Here is a 19,665-nt window from a genome sequence, read left to right on the forward strand (position 1 = left end):
ATTATGTTGTGACGAAAGTCGCCGCAAATTTCATCATTAGCCCGCCCCAAGGCATACTTGCCCCCCTCCGCCCTGCAGATCACTGAACCGCCCCATGCGTATCCATGTCAGCTTCATCGACCGCGTCGGCATCACCCAGGAAGTCCTGGCTATCCTCGGTGGGCGCAACCTCAATCTGGATGCGGTGGAGATGATCCCGCCGAACGTCTACATCGACGCGCCGACCCTCAGCCCGCAAGTGCTCGAAGAACTCAAGGATGCGCTGTTTCGCGTACTCGGCGTGGTAGCGGTGACCGTGGTCGATATCCTCCCCGGCCAGCGCCGGCACTTGCAGCTCGATGCTCTGCTCGCGGCCATGACCGACCCGGTGCTGGCCCTCGACAGCGCCGGCAAGGTGCTGCTGGCCAACCCGGCGTTGATCGCGTTGTACGGTCGCGAACCGGCCGGCGAAAGCGTCTCGGCGCTGTTCAACGATCCCGGCCTGCTCGACACGCTGCTGGAAAACGGCTTTCGCCTGCCGCTGCGCGAGATCACCGTCAACGGCCAGACCCTGCTGCTCGACGCCACGCCGATCACCGACGCCGGCGCCCTGCTGACCCTGTATCAACCGAACCGCATCGGCGAACAACTGTCGGCGCTGCACCACGATCACGCCGAAGGCTTCGATGCCCTGCTCGGCGAATCCCCGGCGATCCGCACGCTCAAGGCTCGTGCGCAACGGGTCGCCGCCCTTGATGCACCGCTATTGATTCAGGGCGAAACCGGTACTGGTAAAGAACTCGTCGCCCGTGCCTGCCACGCGATCAGTGCGCGGCACAGCGCTCCTTTTCTGGCGTTGAATTGCGCAGCGCTGCCGGAAAACCTCGCCGAAAGCGAACTGTTCGGCTACGCCCCCGGCGCCTTCACCGGCGCGGCGCGTGGCGGTAAACCGGGACTGATGGAACTGGCCAACCAGGGCACGGTGTTTCTCGATGAGATCGGCGAGATGTCGCCGTACTTGCAGGCCAAACTGCTGCGTTTTCTCAACGACGGCAGCTTTCGTCGGGTGGGCGGGGATCGTGAGGTGAAGGTCAACGTGCGCATCCTCAGCGCGACCCACCGCGACCTGGAAAAAATGGTCAGCGAAGGCCTGTTCCGCGAAGACCTGTTCTATCGCCTCAACGTGCTCAACGTTGAAGTGCCGCCGCTGCGTGAACGCGGTCAGGACATTCTGCTGCTGGCGCGGTATTTCATGCAGCAGGCCTGCGCGCAGATCCAGCGTCCGGTCTGCCGCCTCGCCCCGGGAACCTACCCGGCGCTGCTCGGCAATCGCTGGCCGGGTAACGTGCGGCAATTGCAGAACGTGATCTTCCGCGCGGCGGCAATTTGCGAGAGCAGCCTGGTCGATATCGGCGACCTCGACATCGCCGGCACCTCGGTGGCGCGCCAAGCCGACACTGATGTGGAGAGTCTGGAACAAGCGGTCGAATCGTTCGAAAGAGAGCTGCTGGAAAAGCTCTACGTCAGCTATCCCTCGACCCGCCAACTGGCGAGCCGCTTGCAGACCTCGCATACCGCCATTGCCCACCGATTGCGCAAATACGGCATTCCCAACAAACCCTGACTCACCACATTCCCTCTTGCGGGAAATTCCCCATGTGGGAGCGAGCCTGCTCGCGAAAGCGGTCTATCCGCAAAATAGCTGGCGCCTGACACGCCCTCTTCGCGAGCAGGCTCGCTCCCACAAGGTTTTATGGCGGATTCGAAATCCGTTCAAAAACGACCTCCAGCTGTACTGAAAGCGCTACAGTGGAACGATATCGATACACCCTCCCCTAATCAGTGCTGTGCAAGGCTTTGATCCCATTCAGCTTTTCTCCTCGCCCCAGCCTGTAGCGATTTCGCTACACACCCCTGCTCAAGCCATCTCACCAAAACATATAACTTATTGATTTACATGAATAATTCAACATTGGCCGCGTTCTTGCTAATCAACCCCTCATAAATAAGGGCCTTCGCGCCCGACTATTCCACCAGACGAGTCTGGCCCCTGAGGAGTTTCCATGAGCGAGTTGCGTTTTACTGAAGATCACGAATGGCTGCGCACCGAAGCCGACGGCAGTGTCACCGTCGGCATCACCGCATTCGCGCAGAACGCCCTGGGCGACGTGGTGTTCGTGCAACTGCCTGAGCTGCAGGCTTACGAAAAAGGCGCTGAAGCCGCCACCGTGGAATCGGTAAAAGCCGCCAGCGGCGTATACATGCCGCTCGATGGCGACGTGCTGGAAGTCAACCCGGCACTGCAAGACGCTCCTGAGCTGGTCAACGAAGATCCGCTGGGCGAAGGCTGGTTCTTTCGCTTTCAGCCAAGCGACGCCGCCGCTGTCGGCAAACTGCTCGATCAGGATGCTTACGACCGTCTGATCAAAGCCCAAGCCGAAGCCTGAGGAATTAAGCCATGACCGCCATCAATCTCGGCACCGCCAACGAATTCATCGCCCGTCACATCGGCCCGCGCGCCGGTGACGAGCAAGCCATGCTCAACAGCCTCGGCTTCGACTCGCTCGAAGCGCTGAGCGCCAGCGTCATCCCGGAAAGCATCAAGGGCACCAGCGTGCTCGGCATGGACGACGGCCTCAGCGAAGCCGATGCCCTGGCGATGATCAAATCCATCGCCGGCAAGAATCAGTTGTTCAAGACTTACATCGGCCAGGGCTACTACAACTGCCACACGCCGTCGCCGATCCTGCGCAACCTGCTGGAAAACCCGGCCTGGTACACCGCTTACACTCCGTACCAGCCAGAAATTTCCCAAGGCCGTCTCGAAGCACTGCTGAATTTTCAGACGATGATCAGCGACCTCACCGGCCTGCCGATCGCCAACGCCTCCTTGCTCGACGAAGCCACCGCCGCTGCCGAAGCCATGACCTTCTGCAAGCGCCTGAGCAAGAACAAAGGCAGCCACCAGTTCTTCGCCTCGATCCACAGCCACCCGCAAACCCTCGACGTGCTGCGCACCCGTGCCGAGCCGCTGGGTATCGAGGTGGTCGTGGGCGATGAGCGCGAACTGACTGACGTCACGCCGTTCTTCGGCGCGCTGCTGCAATACCCGGCGAGCAACGGTGATGTGTTCGACTACCGCGAGCTGACCGAGCGCTTCCACGCCGCCAACGCTCTGGTGGCGGTGGCCGCTGATCTGCTGGCCCTGACGCTGCTGACCGCTCCGGGCGAGTTCGGCGCTGACGTCGCCATCGGTTCGGCACAACGCTTCGGCGTGCCGCTGGGTTTCGGTGGCCCGCACGCTGCTTACTTCTCCACCAAAGATGCGTTCAAGCGCGACATGCCGGGTCGTCTGGTCGGTGTCTCGGTTGACCGTTTCGGCAAGCCGGCCCTGCGTCTGGCGATGCAGACCCGCGAGCAACACATCCGCCGCGAGAAGGCCACGTCGAACATCTGCACCGCCCAAGTGCTGCTGGCCAACATCGCCAGCATGTACGCCGTTTATCACGGCCCGAAAGGCCTGACCCAGATCGCCAATCGCGTGCATCACCTGACCGCAATCCTGGCCAAGGGCCTGACCGCGCTGGGCGCGCAAGTCGAGCAAATCAGTTTCTTCGACACCCTGACCGTCGCCACCGGCGCACACACTGCCGCGCTGCACGATAAGGCGCACGCCCAGCAGATCAACCTGCGCGTCATCGACGCCGAACGTCTGGGCCTGTCGGTCGACGAAACCACCACTCAGGCTGATATCGAAACCCTGTGGGGCCTGTTCGCCGACGGCAAGACCCTGCCGGACTTCGCTGCGCTGGCCGCCTCGGTGCAGAGCACCATCCCTGCTGCGCTGCTGCGTCAGTCGCCGATCCTCAGCCACCCGGTGTTCAACCGTTATCACTCGGAAACCGAGCTGATGCGCTACCTGCGCAAACTGGCGGACAAGGACCTGGCACTGGATCGCACCATGATCCCGCTAGGCTCGTGCACCATGAAACTCAACGCCGCCAGCGAAATGATCCCGGTGACCTGGGCCGAATTCGGTGCCCTGCACCCGTTCGCCCCGGCCGCACAAAGCGCCGGTTACCAGCAACTGACCGATGAGCTGGAAGCGATGCTCTGCGCCGCCACCGGTTACGACTCGATCTCGCTGCAACCGAACGCCGGTTCGCAAGGTGAATACGCAGGTCTCCTGGCGATCCGCGCCTACCACCAGAGCCGTGGCGATGAGCGCCGCGACATCTGCCTGATCCCGTCGTCGGCCCACGGCACCAACCCGGCCACGGCACAAATGGCCGGCATGCGCGTCGTCGTAACGGCGTGCGATGCCCGTGGCAACGTCGACATTGAAGACCTGCGCGCCAAAGCCATCGAGCATCGCGAACACCTCGCCGCGCTGATGATCACCTACCCGTCGACCCACGGCGTGTTCGAAGAAGGCATCCGCGAAATCTGCGCGATCATCCACGACAACGGCGGCCAGGTGTATATCGACGGCGCCAACATGAATGCGATGGTCGGCCTCTGCGCACCGGGCAAGTTCGGCGGCGACGTCTCGCACCTGAACCTGCACAAAACCTTCTGCATCCCGCACGGCGGTGGCGGCCCGGGCGTCGGCCCGATTGGCGTCAAATCGCACCTGACCCCGTTCCTGCCGGGCCATGGCCAGATGGAACGCAAGGAAGGCGCGGTCTGCGCGGCACCGTTCGGCAGCGCGAGCATTCTGCCGATCACCTGGATGTACATCCGAATGATGGGTGGCGCCGGTCTGAAGCGCGCTTCGCAACTGGCGATCCTCAATGCCAACTACATCGCCCGTCGTCTCGAAGAGCACTACCCAGTGCTGTATTCGGGCAGCAATGGTCTGGTGGCGCACGAATGCATCCTCGACCTGCGTCCGCTAAAAGACAGCAGCGGCATCAGCGTCGATGACGTCGCCAAGCGCCTGATCGACTTCGGCTTCCACGCGCCGACCATGTCGTTCCCGGTCGCTGGCACGTTGATGATCGAGCCGACCGAAAGCGAATCCAAGGAAGAGCTGGACCGCTTCTGCGACGCGATGATCCGCATCCGCGAAGAAATCCGCGCAGTGGAAAACGGCACGCTGGACAAGGAAGACAATCCACTGAAAAACGCCCCGCACACCGCAGCGGAACTGGTCGGCGAATGGACCCACCCGTACAGCCGCGAGCAGGCCGTATACCCGGTCGCGTCGCTGATCGAAGGCAAATACTGGCCGCCGGTCGGACGCGTCGACAACGTCTTCGGCGATCGCAACCTGGTGTGCGCCTGCCCGTCGATCGAAAGCTACGCTTAAGAGCGGCAGCTGCAAGTTTCTAGCTGCAAGCTGCAAGTAAGGGCTGATCTGCTTTTAACTTGCGGCTTGTGTCTTGCTGCATGCACTGAGGCCTTATAGAAGCCGCAAGGAAAAACCCGATCCGCTTTTACTTGCAGCTTGCAGCTTGAAGCTAGCAACTGCTCCGCAGGAGCCCCCATGCCGTTAAGCGTGTTCGACCTGTTCAAGATTGGCATCGGCCCCTCCAGTTCCCACACCGTCGGCCCGATGCGTGCTGCTGCGCGCTTCGCCGAAGGTTTACGCCGTGAAAACCTGCTGACGGCCACCGCCAGCGTTCGCGTCGAGTTGTACGGTTCCCTTGGCGCCACCGGTAAAGGTCACGGCAGCGACAAAGCCGTGTTGCTCGGCCTCGAAGGCGAACATCCGGACACTGTCGACACCGAGACCGTCGCCGCGCGCCTGCAAGAAATTCGCGGCAATGGCCGACTGAATCTGCTCGGTGAACACAGCATCGCGTTCAACGAAAAAGAACACCTGGCGATGATCCGCAAACCGTTGGCCTATCACCCCAACGGCATGATCTTTCGCGCCTTCGATGCGGCGGGGATTCAGATCCGCAGTCGCGAGTACTACTCGGTCGGCGGTGGTTTCGTTGTCGATGAAGATGCTGCCGGCGCCGATCGCATCGTCGAAGACGCCACGCCGCTGACCTTCCCGTTCAAAAGTGCCAAGGACTTGCTCGGTCATTGCGCCACCTATGGGCTGTCGATCAGCCAGGTGATGCTGACCAACGAGAGCGCCTGGCGCCCGGAAGCCGAAACCCGTGCCGGCCTGCTGACAATCTGGCAGGTGATGCAGGACTGCGTTGCTGCCGGCTGCCGAAACGAGGGGATTTTGCCGGGCGGTTTGAAGGTCAAGCGCCGGGCGGCGGCGCTGCATCGGCAGCTGTGCAAGAACCCGGAATCGGCGCTGCGCGATCCGCTGTCGGTGCTCGACTGGGTCAACCTTTATGCGTTGGCGGTCAACGAAGAAAACGCCAACGGCGGCCGCGTGGTCACTGCGCCCACCAATGGCGCGGCAGGGATCATTCCGGCGGTGCTGCATTACTACATGCGCTTTATTCCCGGGGCGAATGACGACGGCGTCGTGCGCTTTCTGCTGACCGCTGCCGCAATCGGCATTCTTTATAAGGAAAACGCTTCGATCTCCGGCGCCGAAGTCGGTTGTCAGGGTGAAGTCGGTGTGGCCTGTTCAATGGCGGCCGGCGCCTTGTGCGAAGTGCTCGGCGGCAGCGTGCAGCAAGTCGAAAACGCCGCGGAAATCGGCATGGAACACAACCTCGGCCTGACCTGCGACCCGATCGGCGGTCTGGTGCAGGTGCCCTGCATCGAGCGCAACGCGATGGGTTCGGTGAAAGCGATCAACGCGGTGCGCATGGCCATGCGTGGCGACGGTCAGCATTTCGTCTCCCTCGACAAAGTCATCCGCACCATGCGCCAGACCGGCGCCGACATGAAAAGCAAATACAAGGAAACCGCCCGCGGCGGCCTGGCGGTCAACATTATCGAATGCTGATTACGAACTCAGCCAAACGTAACTAGCTCCCTCTCCCTCCGGGAGAGGGCTGGGGTGAGGGGCTCTTGATCTTGCCTCTCACCCGCAACCCAAATTCAAAGGAGCCACGCATGACCACCGAACACCTGTCGAAAACCCCGCTGCACGCACTGCACCTCGAACTCGGCGCACGCATGGTGCCGTTCGCCGGCTACGACATGCCCGTGCAATACCCGCTCGGCGTGATGAAAGAACACCAGCACACCCGCGAACAGGCGGGGCTGTTCGACGTCTCGCACATGGGCCAGATTCGCCTGACCGGTGCCAATGCAGCCCAAGCCCTGGAAACCCTGGTGCCGGTGGACATCATCGACCTGCCGGTGGGCATGCAGCGTTATGCGATGTTCACCAACGAAAGCGGCGGCATCCTCGACGACCTGATGGTCGCCCATCTGGGCAATGACGAGCTGTTCCTGGTGGTCAACGCCGCGTGCAAGGATCAGGATTTCGCGCATCTGCAAAAACACATCGGCGATCAGTGCACCATTACGGCGCTGTTCGAAGAGCGCGCCCTGCTCGCCCTGCAAGGTCCGGCAGCCGTCACCGTGCTGGCGCGTCTTGCGCCGGACGTGGCGAAGATGACTTTCATGCAGTTCAACCGTGTGTCGTTGCTGGGCGTGGACTGCTTTGTCAGCCGTTCGGGCTATACCGGTGAAGACGGTTTCGAAATCTCCGTCCCGGCCGCCGAAGCGGAACAACTCGCCCGCGCCCTGCTCGCCGAACCAGAGGTCCAGGCCATTGGCCTCGGCGCCCGTGATTCGCTGCGTCTGGAAGCCGGCCTGTGCCTGTACGGCCATGACATGAACACCGAGACCACACCAATTGAAGCCAGCCTGCTCTGGGCGATCTCCAAGCCACGCCGCGCTGACGGCGCGCGGGCCGGCGGTTTCCCGGGCGCAGAGCCGATCTTCGCGCAGCAACAAAATGGTGTCGCACGCAAACGCGTCGGCCTGCTGCCCCAGGAACGCACCCCCGTGCGTGAAGGCGCAGAAATCGTCAACGAGACCGGCGAGATCATCGGTAGCGTCTGCAGCGGTGGCTTCGGTCCGACCTTGGGAGGACCATTGGCGATGGGTTACCTCGACAGCGCCTACGTTGCTCTCGACACTCCGGTGTGGGCCATCGTCCGTGGGAAAAAGGTGCAAATGCTTGTAAGCAAAATGCCATTTGTTCCACAACGCTACTATCGCGGCTGATCGACTGTTTCTATAAGTAACGCGATTGCGTTATACGTGCACTAATGTGTAACGCAATCGCCATAAAACAGTGCGTTTTTTAACATTCGTTTCGAATATGAACGTTGCTTATAACGTTTGCTGAAAATAGAGCCGGACAATCGTCTAAGACACAACTAGTTAACTGACGAACTGCCATGAAGGGCAGTAAAACCGGGACCTTCGCAGGGCTTGTTTTTTCTCCCGTAGTTGGCGTAGAGTTTGTCCACTGTGTTTGCATGGGTCAGCTTGGAATCGTGACCTGGGCAGTAGCCTACAAGTTAGCTACATCCCGCTCGACGTCTTCTTACTCCTTGCAACCAGCTCCAGTACTCTTTCATGTGAAAGGGGCTGTCATCAATTTATGCGTCAAAGGAAATAAGAAATGTCCACACGTCAGAGCGGTACCGTCAAGTGGTTTAACGACGAGAAAGGTTTTGGTTTTATCACTCCAGAAAGCGGTCCGGATCTGTTCGTACATTTCCGCGCCATTCAGGGCAACGGCTTCAAAAGCCTGAAAGAAGGCCAGAAAGTGACTTTCGTTGCTGTGCAAGGCCAGAAAGGCATGCAGGCTGACGAAGTACAAGCAGAAGCCTGATCTGCTGATACGAAAAAGCCCCTGATATTGATATCAGGGGCTTTTTTGTGCGCGCTAATCCGTAAACTGGCGCTTCCATTCACGCCTTGAGGCTGCCATGTCGAAACACCTGCTCACGCCGCAAGGGGACTTTCCTCCCGTTGCTCTCGGTCGTCGTCTGGCGGCAATGTTCTACGACTTCCTGCTGTGTACTGCCCTGCTGATCGTCACTGGATTTATTTACAAGTTGATTCAGGCCGCGATCATTGGCGAACAACGTCTGCGGGCGATGACCGATGCCGGCCAGCTCGATGGCGATCCGCTCTATTCCACGGTGCTGCTGCTGGTGTTGTTCGGCTTCTTCGCCAAGTTCTGGACCCACGGCGGGCAGACATTGGGGATGCAGGTGTGGGGCCTTCGGGTGCAGAATCCCGACGGCACGGCCATCAGCCTGTGGCAGGCGCTGTTGCGCTTTATGGTGTCGATCGCGTCGTGGTTGTGTGTCGGGCTGGGGTTCTTCTGGTCGCTGTTCGACAAGCAGAAACGCACTTGGCATGACATCTATTCGGATACCCGTGTGGTGCGGATCCCGAAGAAGAGCAAATAATTTCCATACTCAAGAGCCGGCCTGTGGTGAGGGGATTTATCCCCGTCCGGCTGCGTAGCAGTCGTAAAGAAACACACGCGGTATCCCTGATATGCCGCGGTGTTTGATTTAGGGCGGCTTCGCCACCCAACGGGGATAAATCCCCTCACCACAGGGCTCACTTCTACAAGGGGGTACTCAGGCGTTACCGGCCAGCTTCATCCGCGCTGCCTGGGTGAAGTCCAGCATGCGCTTCAACGGACGAATCGCCTGAGGAATCAGCGCCGGATCAACAAAGATCTCGTTGGTGCCTTCCTTCAAGCTCTTCAGCGTGCGCTCAAGGGTGTTCATGGCCATCCACGGGCAATGCGCGCAACTGCGGCAAGCCGCGCCGTTACCGGCCGTAGGCGCTTCGATGAAGACCTTGTCCGGGCACAGCTGCTGCATCTTGTAGAAGATGCCACGGTCGGTGGCGACGATCAGGGTCTTGTTCGGCAGGCTTTGCGCGGCAGCGATCAACTGGCTGGTGGAACCGACCGCGTCCGCCAGCTCGATCACCGAAGTCGGCGACTCGGGATGCACCAGAATCGCCGCGTCCGGGTACAACGCTTTCATGTCTTCGAGCTGCTTGGACTTGAACTCTTCATGAACGATGCAGGCACCGTCCCAAAGCAGCATGTCGGCACCGGTCTTGCGCTGAATGTAAGTGCCCAAGTGCTTGTCCGGGCCCCAGATGATCGTCTCGCCGTTATCCATCAGGCTTTCGACAATTTCCAGTGCACAGCTCGATGTCACCACCCAGTCAGCCCGAGCCTTCACAGCGGCGGAGGTGTTGGCGTAAACCACCACGGTGCGTTCCGGATGCTGGTCGCAGAACGCCGAGAACTCGTCGACCGGGCAACCCAGGTCCAGCGAGCAGGTCGCCTCCAGGGTCGGCATCAGCACGCGTTTTTCCGGGTTGAGAATTTTTGCCGTCTCGCCCATGAATTTCACGCCGGCGACCACTACGGTCTTGGCCGGGTGAGCATTGCCGAAGCGGGCCATTTCCAGGGAGTCGGAAACACAGCCGCCGGTTTCTTCGGCCAGGGCCTGAATCACCGGATCGCAATAGAAGTGAGCCACGAGCACCGCGTCCTGAGCCTTGAGCTCGGCAGCGATGGCGGAACGGTAATAAGCCTCCTCCTCTGCCGTCAGCGGTTTAGGCTGCTTGGCGTCGAGGTGGGCTTGAACCAGAAGGCGTTCGGAAATCTGCGTCATGTTCGCAAGACCTGCAGGCGCATTCGCGCGAAAGTCGAGTATACACCCGGCTCCGGACCGCTAGAGGGTACCGCCGGGAGAGTGAGTATCATCAGGCACGGACAGCGTTGAAGCTGCGCAAGGCTACAGAATATCCCGTTGATACAAAAGATGATTCTGACCTGTGTCAGGTGTGGCCGCGCTGAAACATCGAACGCCGAATGGCAGGCAAAAAAAAACCCGGAAATCCTCACTTTCGTGGGCCTTCCGGATTTTCTAAACCGCCAAATATGGTGGGTCGTGTGGGATTCGAACCTACGACCAATTGGTTAAAAGCCAACTGCTCTACCAACTGAGCTAACGACCCGCTGTGTGGTGGCGCGTATAATACTGATTTTTAAGGACTATTCAACACCTTTTTTGAAAAAATCAAAAATAAGGGGTTGGATCGTCCACACCAGCTGCCGCGAAGCCTTCTGCACGCAGGCGGCAGCTGTCGCATTTGCCGCAGGCGCGGCCGTCATCATCGGCCTGATAGCAGGAAACGGTCAGGCCATAATCCACGCCGAGCTTCACCCCAGCCTGGACGATCTGCGCCTTGCTGAGGTTTTGCAGTGGCGCCTGAATGCGGAAGCCATTGCCTTCCACGCCCGCTTTGGTGGCCAGGTTGGCCATGCGCTCGAACGATTCGATGAACTCGGGACGGCAGTCCGGGTAGCCGGAATAATCCACCGCGTTGACGCCGATGAAGATGTCGCGGGCACCGAGCACTTCGGCCCAACCCAATGCCAGCGACAGGAACACGGTGTTGCGCGCCGGTACGTAAGTCACCGGAATGCCTTCACCGAGCTCTTCCGGGATGTCGATGCTGGTGTCGGTCAGCGCCGAGCCGCCCATGCCATTGAGGTTCAGCCCGATGACCTTGTGCTCGACCACACCCAGATCGCGAGCCACGCGGGCGGCAGCGTGCAACTCGGCATGCGAGCGCTGGCCGTAATCGAAACTCATGGTGTAGCAGGCGTAGCCTTCGGCGCGAGCCATCGCCACCACGGTGGCCGAGTCGAGGCCGCCGGACAGCAGGATGACTGCACGTTTTTCGGTAGTGTTCAGTTGTTCAGTCATCTCAGCGCCCCGGCTCGTCGTTCCAAAGATATTTATGCAGCTGCAATTGCAGGCGTACCGGCAGATTGTCCGCCACCACCCAATCTGCCAACTCGCGGGCATTGAGGTCGTGGTGACTTGGCGAAAACAGTACTTCGCCGGCGCGCTGATCGAGACCGTACTGGATCAGTTTGGAAACCGCCCAGTCATAGTCTTCCCGCGAGCAGATGACAAACTTCACCTGATCGTTGCGGGTCAGCAGTTCGACGTTCTCATAACGGTTGCGGTGGGCCTCTTTCGAGCCCGGCGTTTTCAGATCGACGACGCGACTGACACGCGGATCGAGAGCGGATACGTCGAGGGCGCCGCTGGTTTCCAGCGACACCTCGTAGCCGGCATCACACAACCGCTCAAGCAAAGGAATGGCGTTTGGCTGAGCCAATGGCTCACCGCCGGTGACACAAACGTAGCGCGGACGATATCCAGCCACTTGCTCAAGGATATCGTCGAGGGTGCGGACGGTGCCGCCGCTGAACGCATAAGCGCTGTCGCAGTACTGGCAACGCAACGGGCAACCGGTCAGGCGCACGAAAACCGTGGGCAGCCCGGCAGTCCGAGTTTCACCCTGCAACGAGTAGAAAACTTCGGTGATTCTCAATGTGTCTTGCATAGTCGCCACGGGCGTAACAGCTAAACAGGCTGTCCGCCTCCGTCAGGCACTTCAGGCAATCCCGCCAACGCGTAGACCGCAAGAAGCGTGTTTCAGAAAAAGGGCGTGAATTCTAACGAAAAAACCCGCGACAAGCGCGGGTTTCTTCAAAACACGGATGAACCGGCTTACATGCGCTGTAGATCACGCTGGGCCAACTGCGCAGCAGACGTGCCCGGATATTGGGACACCACCTGCTGCAGAATGCCTTTGACCTTGTCGGTGTGACCGAGGCGGCGTTCTACGTCAGCCAGTTTGTACAGCGAGTCCGGCACCTTGTTGTGCTTGGGATACAGCTGCGAAACCTTCGCGAAGGCCTGACCCGCACCTTGCAGATCACCCTTGGCCAGGTTCACTTCGCCCAACCAGTACTGGGCGTTGCCCGCGTACTGGCTGTTCGGGTATTTACGCAGGAAAGCGGCGAAGGCCTGGCTGGCCTTGTCGAAATCCTTGGCTTTGATCAGGTCGAAAGCGGCATCGTAATACAGCTTTTCCTTGGCCGGATCAGCCGGTTCGCTACCCGCAGCAGGGGCTTGGGCGGCCGCAGCAGCACCCGCGCCTGCGGCAGCACCGGCAGCAGCACTTGCGTCGCTACCGGCAGAAGAATTCTCGGGAGTCGCGGCTGGTGCAACGCCGGATCCTATGCGCCGATCAAGATCCTGGTATCGCTCCAGGGATTCCTGCTTCATGCGCGCAACCTGATTCTGCAGTTCTTCGATCACGCCTTGCTGGCGCGAGATCTGATCCTGCATCTGTTGCAATTGGTTGAACAGCATGCCTTGTGCCGAGGCAGGGGCCGAAGCCGCTCCCCCGGCATAGGCGCCGTTCGTACCGTAACCCGCAGGCGGATAACTGCTCCCGCTATTGTTATAACCGGAGTTGTCATCGACCACAGGAACCGCAGCCCACGCCGCAAGCGGCGCGAGGCTGAGAGCCAGAACAGTTACAGCACGACGGCACGTTCGCATATCGAATTACTTACGCAGTTCGACGCGACGGTTCTGGGCCCAGGACTGCTCGTCGTTGCCGGTAGCAACTGGACGCTCTTCGCCGTAGGAAACCAGTTCCAGCTGAGCTGGGGAAACACCTTGCAGTACCAGGTAGCGCTGAACGGCTTTCGCACGACGCTCGCCCAGTGCCATGTTGTACTCACGAGTACCACGTTCGTCGGTGTTGCCTTCCAGAACAACGCGAGCGCCGTTTGCTTTCAGGTCTTTGGCGTGAACGTCCAGAGCGCGCATGGCTTCTGGCTTCAGGTCCGAGCTGTCGTATTCGAAGTAGAAGGTGGTGATTGCGCGCAGAGCAGCTTCTTCGCTCAGGGAGCCGTCAACGGCACCAGTGTTTGCGCCGTAACCAGCGTTTGGATCAACAGCGCCTTCACCGGCGTTGTCGCCGCCTTTGGACGAGCAACCTACAGCTACAGCCATGGCCAGAGCCAGCGCAGCAAATTTACCAAACTTCAGCATTTCCATCGTGAAACTCCTAATGAACCCCAGTGTGTTAAGTAAAACGTGTAGCGCCCGCTCACTTCAGGTAAGGGGACCAGGACGGTTCTCTGACTTCGCCTTGAGCGGTAGGAAGCGGGAGCCTCACGCGCCCATTAATGGACACGAGCATCAAGACTCCCCGGCCCTGTTGGCGGGTGGCGTAGATTACCATGGTGCCGTTGGGCGCAACAGTAGGTGACTCGTCCAGAGTGCTATCAGTGAGGATCTTTACACTACCCCGCTGCAGATCCTGAGCTGCCACCTTGAAATTGGTGAAGCCATCCTGACGATGGATCATCACCAAAGTCTTTTCATCAGCCGAAAGTTTCGGGTTGGCGTTGTAGTTGCCCACGAACGTCACACGCTCGGCACCACCGCCACTGACGCTGGTTTTATAAATTTGCGGCTTGCCGCCACGGTCCGAGGTGAAATAGATGGTCGAGCCATCCTTGCCCCAGAACGGTTCGGTATTGATGCCCTGGCCATTGGTTACGCGGCTGATCTGACGCGAACCGAGGTTCATTACGTAGATGTCCGGGTTACCGTCTTTCGACAGCACGAACGCCAGGCGATTGCCATCCGGCGACCAGGCTGGCGCGCCGTTGAGGCCTTCGAAGTTGGTGATCTGCTCACGGCGACCGGTGTCGATGTTCTGCATGAAGATACGCGGGCGCTTCTGCTCGAACGACACGTAGGCGATACGCTTGCCATCCGGTGCGAAACGCGGCGACAGGATCGGCTCACGGGATTGCAGCAGAGTCACTGCACGCGCGCCGTCATAGTCGGAGCGTTGCAGGGTATAGCGCGTGTTCTTCTCGGAGAAACGCTCGGCCGTTACGTACAGCAGACGCGTCGAGAAGGCACCTTCGATACCGGTCAGCTTCTGGAAGGACTGGTCGGAAATGAAGTGCGCCATGTCTCGAATCTGGTCGGTCGTACCGGAAACACTGCCGTCAGCCACTTTCTGTTCGGTGGCGACGTTGAACAGTGCCCACTGCACCTGCAAGCGACCGCCCGCGGGCGCGATGCTGCCGACCATCATGTACTGAGCACCCACTGCCTTCCAGTCACGGAAAATGATTTCGCTCGGCTGGCTTGGCTGGCTGATCATGTTGGCTTTTGGAATCGGCGAGTAATAGCCCGAGTTGCGCAAATCGTTACCGATGATTTCCGCCATGTCGTCAGGCAGCACCGCGCCGCCTTGCATACCGAACGGAACGACGGCGATCGGAGTAGCCCGATCGCTGCCGCTGGTGACCAGAATGTTCTTTTCATCTGCCACCGCGATCCCTGCCATGCAGCAGATCACGACCAGCATTCCTCGAAGAAGGTTTCTCACAAGGCTAGATCCTCAGGTGTGAATGTCATCTTGAATGAACGATACGGAGCGAAATCGCTCGGCTTCATTCCCTGCATTTCTGTCAAACGTCCAATATTCTTCACCGCCGCGACTGCCGAAGCATCGAACGGACCATCACCACTGGACTTGGCAACGCTGACCGAAGTCACCGTACCGTCCGGCAACATGCCGATCTGCAGCACGACCGTCATGCCTTTGCGTGCCGAAGGAGGACGAGCCCAGCCTTCTGCTGCACGAGCGCGAATCAGGTCATCGAAACTGCCGGCGACTTCGTCACCCTGCTCATCGGCCAAGGCTTGCTGGCGCTGCGGCGTGTCGGAAAGCAGATCTGCCAGGGCCTGAGCCTTTTTGTCTTCGGCAGATTTGCGTGCCGCTTCCTGCGCTTTCTTTTTCGCAGCATCGGCAGCAGCTTTCTTCTTCGCGTCTTCGGCGACTTTCTTCTTCGCCTCTTCAGCTTCAGCTTTCTTCTTGGCGTCTTCGGCGGCTTTCTTTTTCGCGTCTTCGACGATCTTCTTCTTGGCTTCTTCGGCAGCGGCTTTCTTCGCCTCTTCCTCAGCAGCTTTTTTCGCTTCGTCTTCGGCCTTCTTCTTGGCTATATCAGCCAATTGTTTCTCTTCGGCCTTTTTCGCTTCGGCTTTCTTCGCGTCGTCGGCTTTCTTGGCTTCATCAGCCTTTTTCGCTTCGTCCGCTTTTTTCGACTCGTCGGCCTTCTTGGCTTCCTCGGCCTTTTGAGCCGCTTCCTCTTTCTTTTGTTCCGCCGCCTTCACCGCTTCCTGCTCGATCTTTTTCTGTTCCATCTGTTCGACTTCGGTCTGGCGCGCAGCGGATTTCTTCGCCTCACCCGCAATCTTCTGATTGGTCTGGGTGGTCGCCTGACTTTTCGATTTCAATTGGTACAGAGTCGCCTGGACGATCGGCTTGGCCGGCGGCAGTTCAGGCGTGAAGGCAAAACTGACGAACAGCATGCCGAACACCAGCACGTGCAGGACAATCGCCAGGACACTAGGCCAGAAGTAGCTTTCCGAGGCGGACGGCTCTCGCTGTTGCTGCATCAGGGGGCCTCGGTAATCAGACCAACGTTACCGACCCCGGCTTTCTGCAACCCGCCCATGGCGCCCATGACGGCGCCGTAGTCGACAGTCTTGTCGCCGCGAATGAATACCTGGGTGCGTTTGCCGCCCTCGGTGCCGGCGCGAATGATCTTGGTCACCGCGTCAGTCATTTGCGGCAGGGTCATGGCCCTGTCCTGTTGCTTCTCGGTGTCGACTTCGCTGCCAAGGTTCCAGTAGTAGGTCTTGTCAGCCTTGATCGAAATGGTCAGGACCTGGGTGTTGTTGTCCTGCGGCAAGGCTTCGCTGGAAACCTTGGGCAGATCAACTTTCACGCCCTGATTGAGCATCGGCGCGGTCACCATGAAGATGACCAGCAGCACCAACATCACGTCGATGTAGGGCACCACGTTCATCTCGGCGACCGGCTTGCGCTTTTTGCGAGCTCGAGCGATTAAAGCCATCGGGAAATACCTGCTTATTCTTCGCTGGTGTGCACTTTGCGGTGCAGGATCGCCTGGAATTCATCGGCGAAGGTGTAGTAGCGGCCAAGCAAGGTTTCGCTGCGCGCAGCAAAACGGTTGTAAGCGATGACCGCTGGGATCGCAGCGAACAGGCCGATCGCCGTGGCGATCAGCGCTTCGGCGATACCCGGAGCTACGGTGGCGAGGGTCGCCTGCTGAGCACTGGCCAGACCGCGGAAAGAGTTCATGATCCCCCACACGGTACCGAACAGACCGATGTACGGGCTGACCGAACCAACAGTGGCGAGGAACGGCAGGCTCTGCTCGAGTTTCTCTTCTTCACGCGAGATGGCCACGCGCATGGCACGAGCGACACCTTCCATCACCGCTTCAGGATCGACGCCTGGCTGCTGACGCAGACGGGAGAACTCCTTGAAACCGGCACGGAAGATCTGCTCCACGCCCGAATCCGGATCAGGGTTGCTGCCGGCCTGACGGTACAGTTTGGACAGGTCGATACCCGACCAGAAGCGCTCCTCGAAGCTCTCCAGGGCGCGTCGACCGGCACGCAGCAAATTGCTGCGCTGAAAGATCATGATCCATGAGGTCACCGATGCGGCCACCAGGGTCAACATTACCAACTGCACCACGATGCTGGCATTGCTGACCAGGCTCCACATGGAGGAATGGTCGACGACGTTAGCTTCCACGCTTTATCTCCTGCTTTGAGTGTGTACCCGGGCCGACCGCGTCGGCGAAGGCCGCACGCAGGTCTTCGGGAAGGGCCCGGGGTTTCAAACTGTCGGTGCGCACGCAGGCCACCAAAAACTGCCCTTCGCAGAGCAGCACATTATCCGTGGCCCGCCTGACCTGCTGTTTGAAGCGCAGGCTGGCACGGTTCAATTCGATTACATCAGCGCTTACCAATAGTTCGTCGTCCAGTCGCGCCGGCGCGTGGTATCGCGCTTCGCTGGAATGCACGACGAACAACAGGTCCTCTCCGGCAAGCACAGATTGGGCAAAACCCAGTTCCCGTAGCCGCTCGGTTCGAGCCCGTTCCATAAACTTGAGGTAATTAACGTAATACACGATGCCGCCCGCATCGGTGTCCTCGTAATAAACGCGACAACGATGTGCGAACGGCTCAAGCCCGTTTTGCGCGCGCATACTCTAGTGCTTACTCCTCAGGTTGCCAATCCGGCCAGACAACTGTTTTTCGTGGTTTCAAAGCTTTAACGCAAAAGTACCGTCGTCTGACAGTACAAACCCTGAATAAATCACCAGCAAATGTGTATCAATCGTCGACGGCGTCGAGAAACTCGTCTGCCACGGGCATCTCGCCCATGCGTGACGGAACATTCAAACCGAAATGCAGATAGGCATGGCGCGTCACCACCCTGCCCCGTGGCGTGCGCATGATATAGCCCTGCTGGATCAGATAAGGCTCGAGCACGTCTTCAATGGTGTGGCGCTCTTCACTGATCGCCGCCGCCAGACTGTCGATCCCCACCGGACCGCCGTCGAACTTCTCGATCATGGTCAGCAACAGGCGCCGGTCCTGGTGATCGAAACCGTGTTCATCGACATCCAGTAGGTTCAGCGCCAGATCCGCCACCGCTTTGGTGATATGACCCTTGGCGCGGACCTCGGCGAAGTCGCGTACTCGGCGCAGCAGACGGTTGGCAATTCGCGGGGTGCCACGGGCGCGACGGGCGATCTCGAACGAACCTTCCGGGTCCAGCGGCAGACCCAGAATGGCCGCTGAACGGCTGACGATTGTTGCCAGATCCGCCGTGCTGTAGAACTCCAGGCGCTGGACGATACCGAAGCGATCACGCAACGGGTTGGTCAGCATGCCGGCGCGGGTGGTGGCGCCGACCAGGGTGAACGGCGGCAGATCAAGTTTGATCGAACGCGCCGCCGGCCCTTCGCCGATCATGATGTCGAGCTGGAAATCTTCCATCGCCGGATACAGCACTTCTTCAACGATCGGCGACAGACGATGAATTTCGTCGATGAACAGCACGTCGTGCGGCTCGAGATTGGTCAGCAACGCGGCCAGATCACCCGGACGTTCCAGCACTGGTCCGGAGGTGCTCTTGATCGACACGCCCATTTCCTGGGCAATGATGTTGGCCAGCGTGGTCTTGCCCAGCCCCGGCGGGCCGAAGATCAAAGTGTGATCAAGGGATTCGCTACGGCCCCGGGCAGCCTGGATAAACAGTTCCATCTGCTCGCGCACGGTTGGCTGGCCAATGTAATCGGCCAGGCTGACCGGGCGGATGGCCCGATCCTGGACTTCTTCGCGCTCGCGCGGGCTGTGCGCGGCGGCGATCAGACGATCAGCTTCAATCACTTAAATCATTCCCTTCAGAGCGCGGCGGATCAGATCTTCGCTGCTCAGATTCTTGTCTTTGATCGCGGAAATCGCCTTGCTCGCTTCCTGCGGCTTGTACCCCAGCGAGATCAGCGCACTGACCGCATCAGTCTCGGCGCTGTTGACCGGCGCCGGCCCATCGGGCTGATTCGGCACCAGCGCGAACATCGCCGGCGACGTTTCCCAAGCCTTGAAGCGGTCTTTCAATTCGACCAGCAGACGCTCGGCGGTCTTCTTGCCAACCCCCGGCACCTTGGTCAGCGCCGAAGTGTCCTGGGACTGTACGCAGCGCACCAGTTCATCGACTTCCAGGCTCGACATCAATGCCAGCGCCAGTTTCGGCCCTACGCCGTTGAGACGAATCAGTTCGCGAAAAAAGTCTCGCTCACGCTTGCCGGCAAAGCCATAGAGCAATTGCGCATCTTCGCGTACGACCAAATGGGTGTGCAGGGTCAGCGGTTCACCGACCGACGGCAACCGATAAAGGGTGGTCATCGGCACTTCCACCTCATAGCCGAGGCCATTCACATCGAGAATCAGGTGCGGCGGCTGTTTCTCAGCCAAGGTGCCGCGCAAGCGTCCAATCACGTTTTGAATCCTTGAGCGCTGGCCAGCCGTGGGC

The 19,665-nt window shown here is 59.6% G+C and carries 19 protein-coding genes and 1 tRNA gene; 7 read left to right on the plus strand and 13 right to left on the minus strand.

Features of this window, described 5'->3' with window-relative positions; translation table 11 throughout:
• Window positions 1–94 precede the first annotated feature (94 nt).
• The 7 genes from ACZ0AZ_RS02405 (at window position 95) to ACZ0AZ_RS02435 (ending at window position 9,281) form a co-directional block, all read left to right on the plus strand.
• Window positions 95–1,603, plus strand: coding sequence for a sigma-54-dependent transcriptional regulator (locus ACZ0AZ_RS02405; RefSeq protein ID WP_463538645.1), 1,509 nt, complete (start codon window positions 95–97; stop codon window positions 1,601–1,603).
• A 439-nt stretch (window positions 1,604–2,042) separates the two neighbouring features.
• The gene (gene gcvH / locus ACZ0AZ_RS02410) at window positions 2,043–2,426 is read left to right on the plus strand and encodes a glycine cleavage system protein GcvH (RefSeq protein ID WP_039758162.1); all 384 of its coding nucleotides are present in this window, start codon (window positions 2,043–2,045) and stop codon (window positions 2,424–2,426) included.
• Window positions 2,427–2,437: 11 nt separating this feature from the next.
• Window positions 2,438–5,290, plus strand: coding sequence for an aminomethyl-transferring glycine dehydrogenase (gene gcvP / locus ACZ0AZ_RS02415; protein ID WP_129997502.1), 2,853 nt, complete (start codon window positions 2,438–2,440; stop codon window positions 5,288–5,290).
• 177 nt (window positions 5,291–5,467) lie between these two features.
• Window positions 5,468–6,844 carry an L-serine ammonia-lyase gene (locus ACZ0AZ_RS02420; RefSeq protein WP_463538646.1) on the plus strand — a complete coding sequence of 459 codons (1,377 nt, stop codon included), beginning with the start codon at window positions 5,468–5,470 and terminating at the stop codon, window positions 6,842–6,844.
• Between the two features lie 110 nt (window positions 6,845–6,954).
• Window positions 6,955–8,079 (plus strand): glycine cleavage system aminomethyltransferase GcvT, encoded by a 1,125-nt coding sequence (gcvT, locus tag ACZ0AZ_RS02425; RefSeq protein ID WP_129997503.1) that lies wholly within the window; start codon window positions 6,955–6,957, stop codon window positions 8,077–8,079.
• Between the two features lie 403 nt (window positions 8,080–8,482).
• Complete coding sequence (locus tag ACZ0AZ_RS02430) at window positions 8,483–8,695, plus strand: cold-shock protein (RefSeq protein ID WP_003227496.1); 213 nt, start codon at window positions 8,483–8,485, stop codon at window positions 8,693–8,695.
• A gap of 97 nt (window positions 8,696–8,792) precedes the next feature.
• Entirely contained in the window at window positions 8,793–9,281 is a 489-nt protein-coding gene (locus ACZ0AZ_RS02435) for an RDD family protein (RefSeq protein ID WP_039758171.1), read from the plus strand.
• 177 nt (window positions 9,282–9,458) lie between these two features.
• Here ACZ0AZ_RS02435 and nadA read toward each other — a convergent pair whose 3' ends face one another.
• From nadA to ruvA, 13 genes are all read right to left on the minus strand, one after another.
• Window positions 9,459–10,517, minus strand: coding sequence for a quinolinate synthase NadA (gene nadA, locus ACZ0AZ_RS02440; protein WP_016773509.1), 1,059 nt, complete (start codon window positions 10,515–10,517; stop codon window positions 9,459–9,461).
• 270 nt (window positions 10,518–10,787) lie between these two features.
• A tRNA-Lys gene (locus tag ACZ0AZ_RS02445) sits at window positions 10,788–10,863 on the minus strand.
• A 62-nt stretch (window positions 10,864–10,925) separates the two neighbouring features.
• On the minus strand, window positions 10,926–11,618 hold the full coding sequence (queC, locus tag ACZ0AZ_RS02450; protein ID WP_039758175.1) for a 7-cyano-7-deazaguanine synthase QueC: 693 nt from the start codon (window positions 11,616–11,618) through the stop codon (window positions 10,926–10,928).
• Window position 11,619: 1 nt separating this feature from the next.
• On the minus strand, window positions 11,620–12,267 hold the full coding sequence (queE, locus tag ACZ0AZ_RS02455) for a 7-carboxy-7-deazaguanine synthase QueE (RefSeq protein WP_463538647.1): 648 nt from the start codon (window positions 12,265–12,267) through the stop codon (window positions 11,620–11,622).
• A gap of 167 nt (window positions 12,268–12,434) precedes the next feature.
• Window positions 12,435–13,274 (minus strand): tol-pal system protein YbgF, encoded by an 840-nt coding sequence (ybgF, locus tag ACZ0AZ_RS02460; protein WP_039758178.1) that lies wholly within the window; start codon window positions 13,272–13,274, stop codon window positions 12,435–12,437.
• A gap of 6 nt (window positions 13,275–13,280) precedes the next feature.
• Complete coding sequence (gene pal / locus ACZ0AZ_RS02465) at window positions 13,281–13,778, minus strand: peptidoglycan-associated lipoprotein Pal (RefSeq protein ID WP_003178634.1); 498 nt, start codon at window positions 13,776–13,778, stop codon at window positions 13,281–13,283.
• A 52-nt stretch (window positions 13,779–13,830) separates the two neighbouring features.
• Window positions 13,831–15,111: a Tol-Pal system beta propeller repeat protein TolB gene (gene tolB / locus ACZ0AZ_RS02470; protein WP_165368385.1), complete on the minus strand. Its 1,281-nt coding sequence runs from the start codon at window positions 15,109–15,111 to the stop codon at window positions 13,831–13,833.
• A 17-nt stretch (window positions 15,112–15,128) separates the two neighbouring features.
• On the minus strand, window positions 15,129–16,205 hold the full coding sequence (gene tolA / locus ACZ0AZ_RS02475) for a cell envelope integrity protein TolA (protein ID WP_039758184.1): 1,077 nt from the start codon (window positions 16,203–16,205) through the stop codon (window positions 15,129–15,131).
• Complete coding sequence (tolR, locus tag ACZ0AZ_RS02480) at window positions 16,205–16,657, minus strand: protein TolR (protein ID WP_160767866.1); 453 nt, start codon at window positions 16,655–16,657, stop codon at window positions 16,205–16,207. Before tolR ends, tolA begins: the two co-directional genes overlap by 1 nt.
• A 23-nt stretch (window positions 16,658–16,680) precedes the next feature.
• Window positions 16,681–17,376 (minus strand): protein TolQ, encoded by a 696-nt coding sequence (gene tolQ, locus ACZ0AZ_RS02485; protein WP_008080223.1) that lies wholly within the window; start codon window positions 17,374–17,376, stop codon window positions 16,681–16,683.
• Window positions 17,366–17,833 (minus strand): tol-pal system-associated acyl-CoA thioesterase, encoded by a 468-nt coding sequence (gene ybgC, locus ACZ0AZ_RS02490; RefSeq protein ID WP_041479792.1) that lies wholly within the window; start codon window positions 17,831–17,833, stop codon window positions 17,366–17,368. The genes tolQ and ybgC overlap by 11 nt, the downstream gene beginning before the upstream one ends.
• A 127-nt stretch (window positions 17,834–17,960) precedes the next feature.
• Entirely contained in the window at window positions 17,961–19,022 is a 1,062-nt protein-coding gene (ruvB, locus tag ACZ0AZ_RS02495; RefSeq protein ID WP_024014087.1) for a Holliday junction branch migration DNA helicase RuvB, read from the minus strand.
• A complete protein-coding gene (gene ruvA, locus ACZ0AZ_RS02500; protein WP_024014088.1) occupies window positions 19,023–19,631 on the minus strand; it encodes a Holliday junction branch migration protein RuvA in 609 nt (202 codons plus the stop codon).
• Between the last annotated feature and the right edge of the window lie 34 nt (window positions 19,632–19,665).

The sequence above is a fragment of the Pseudomonas sp. AC239 genome (genome assembly GCF_979258545.1).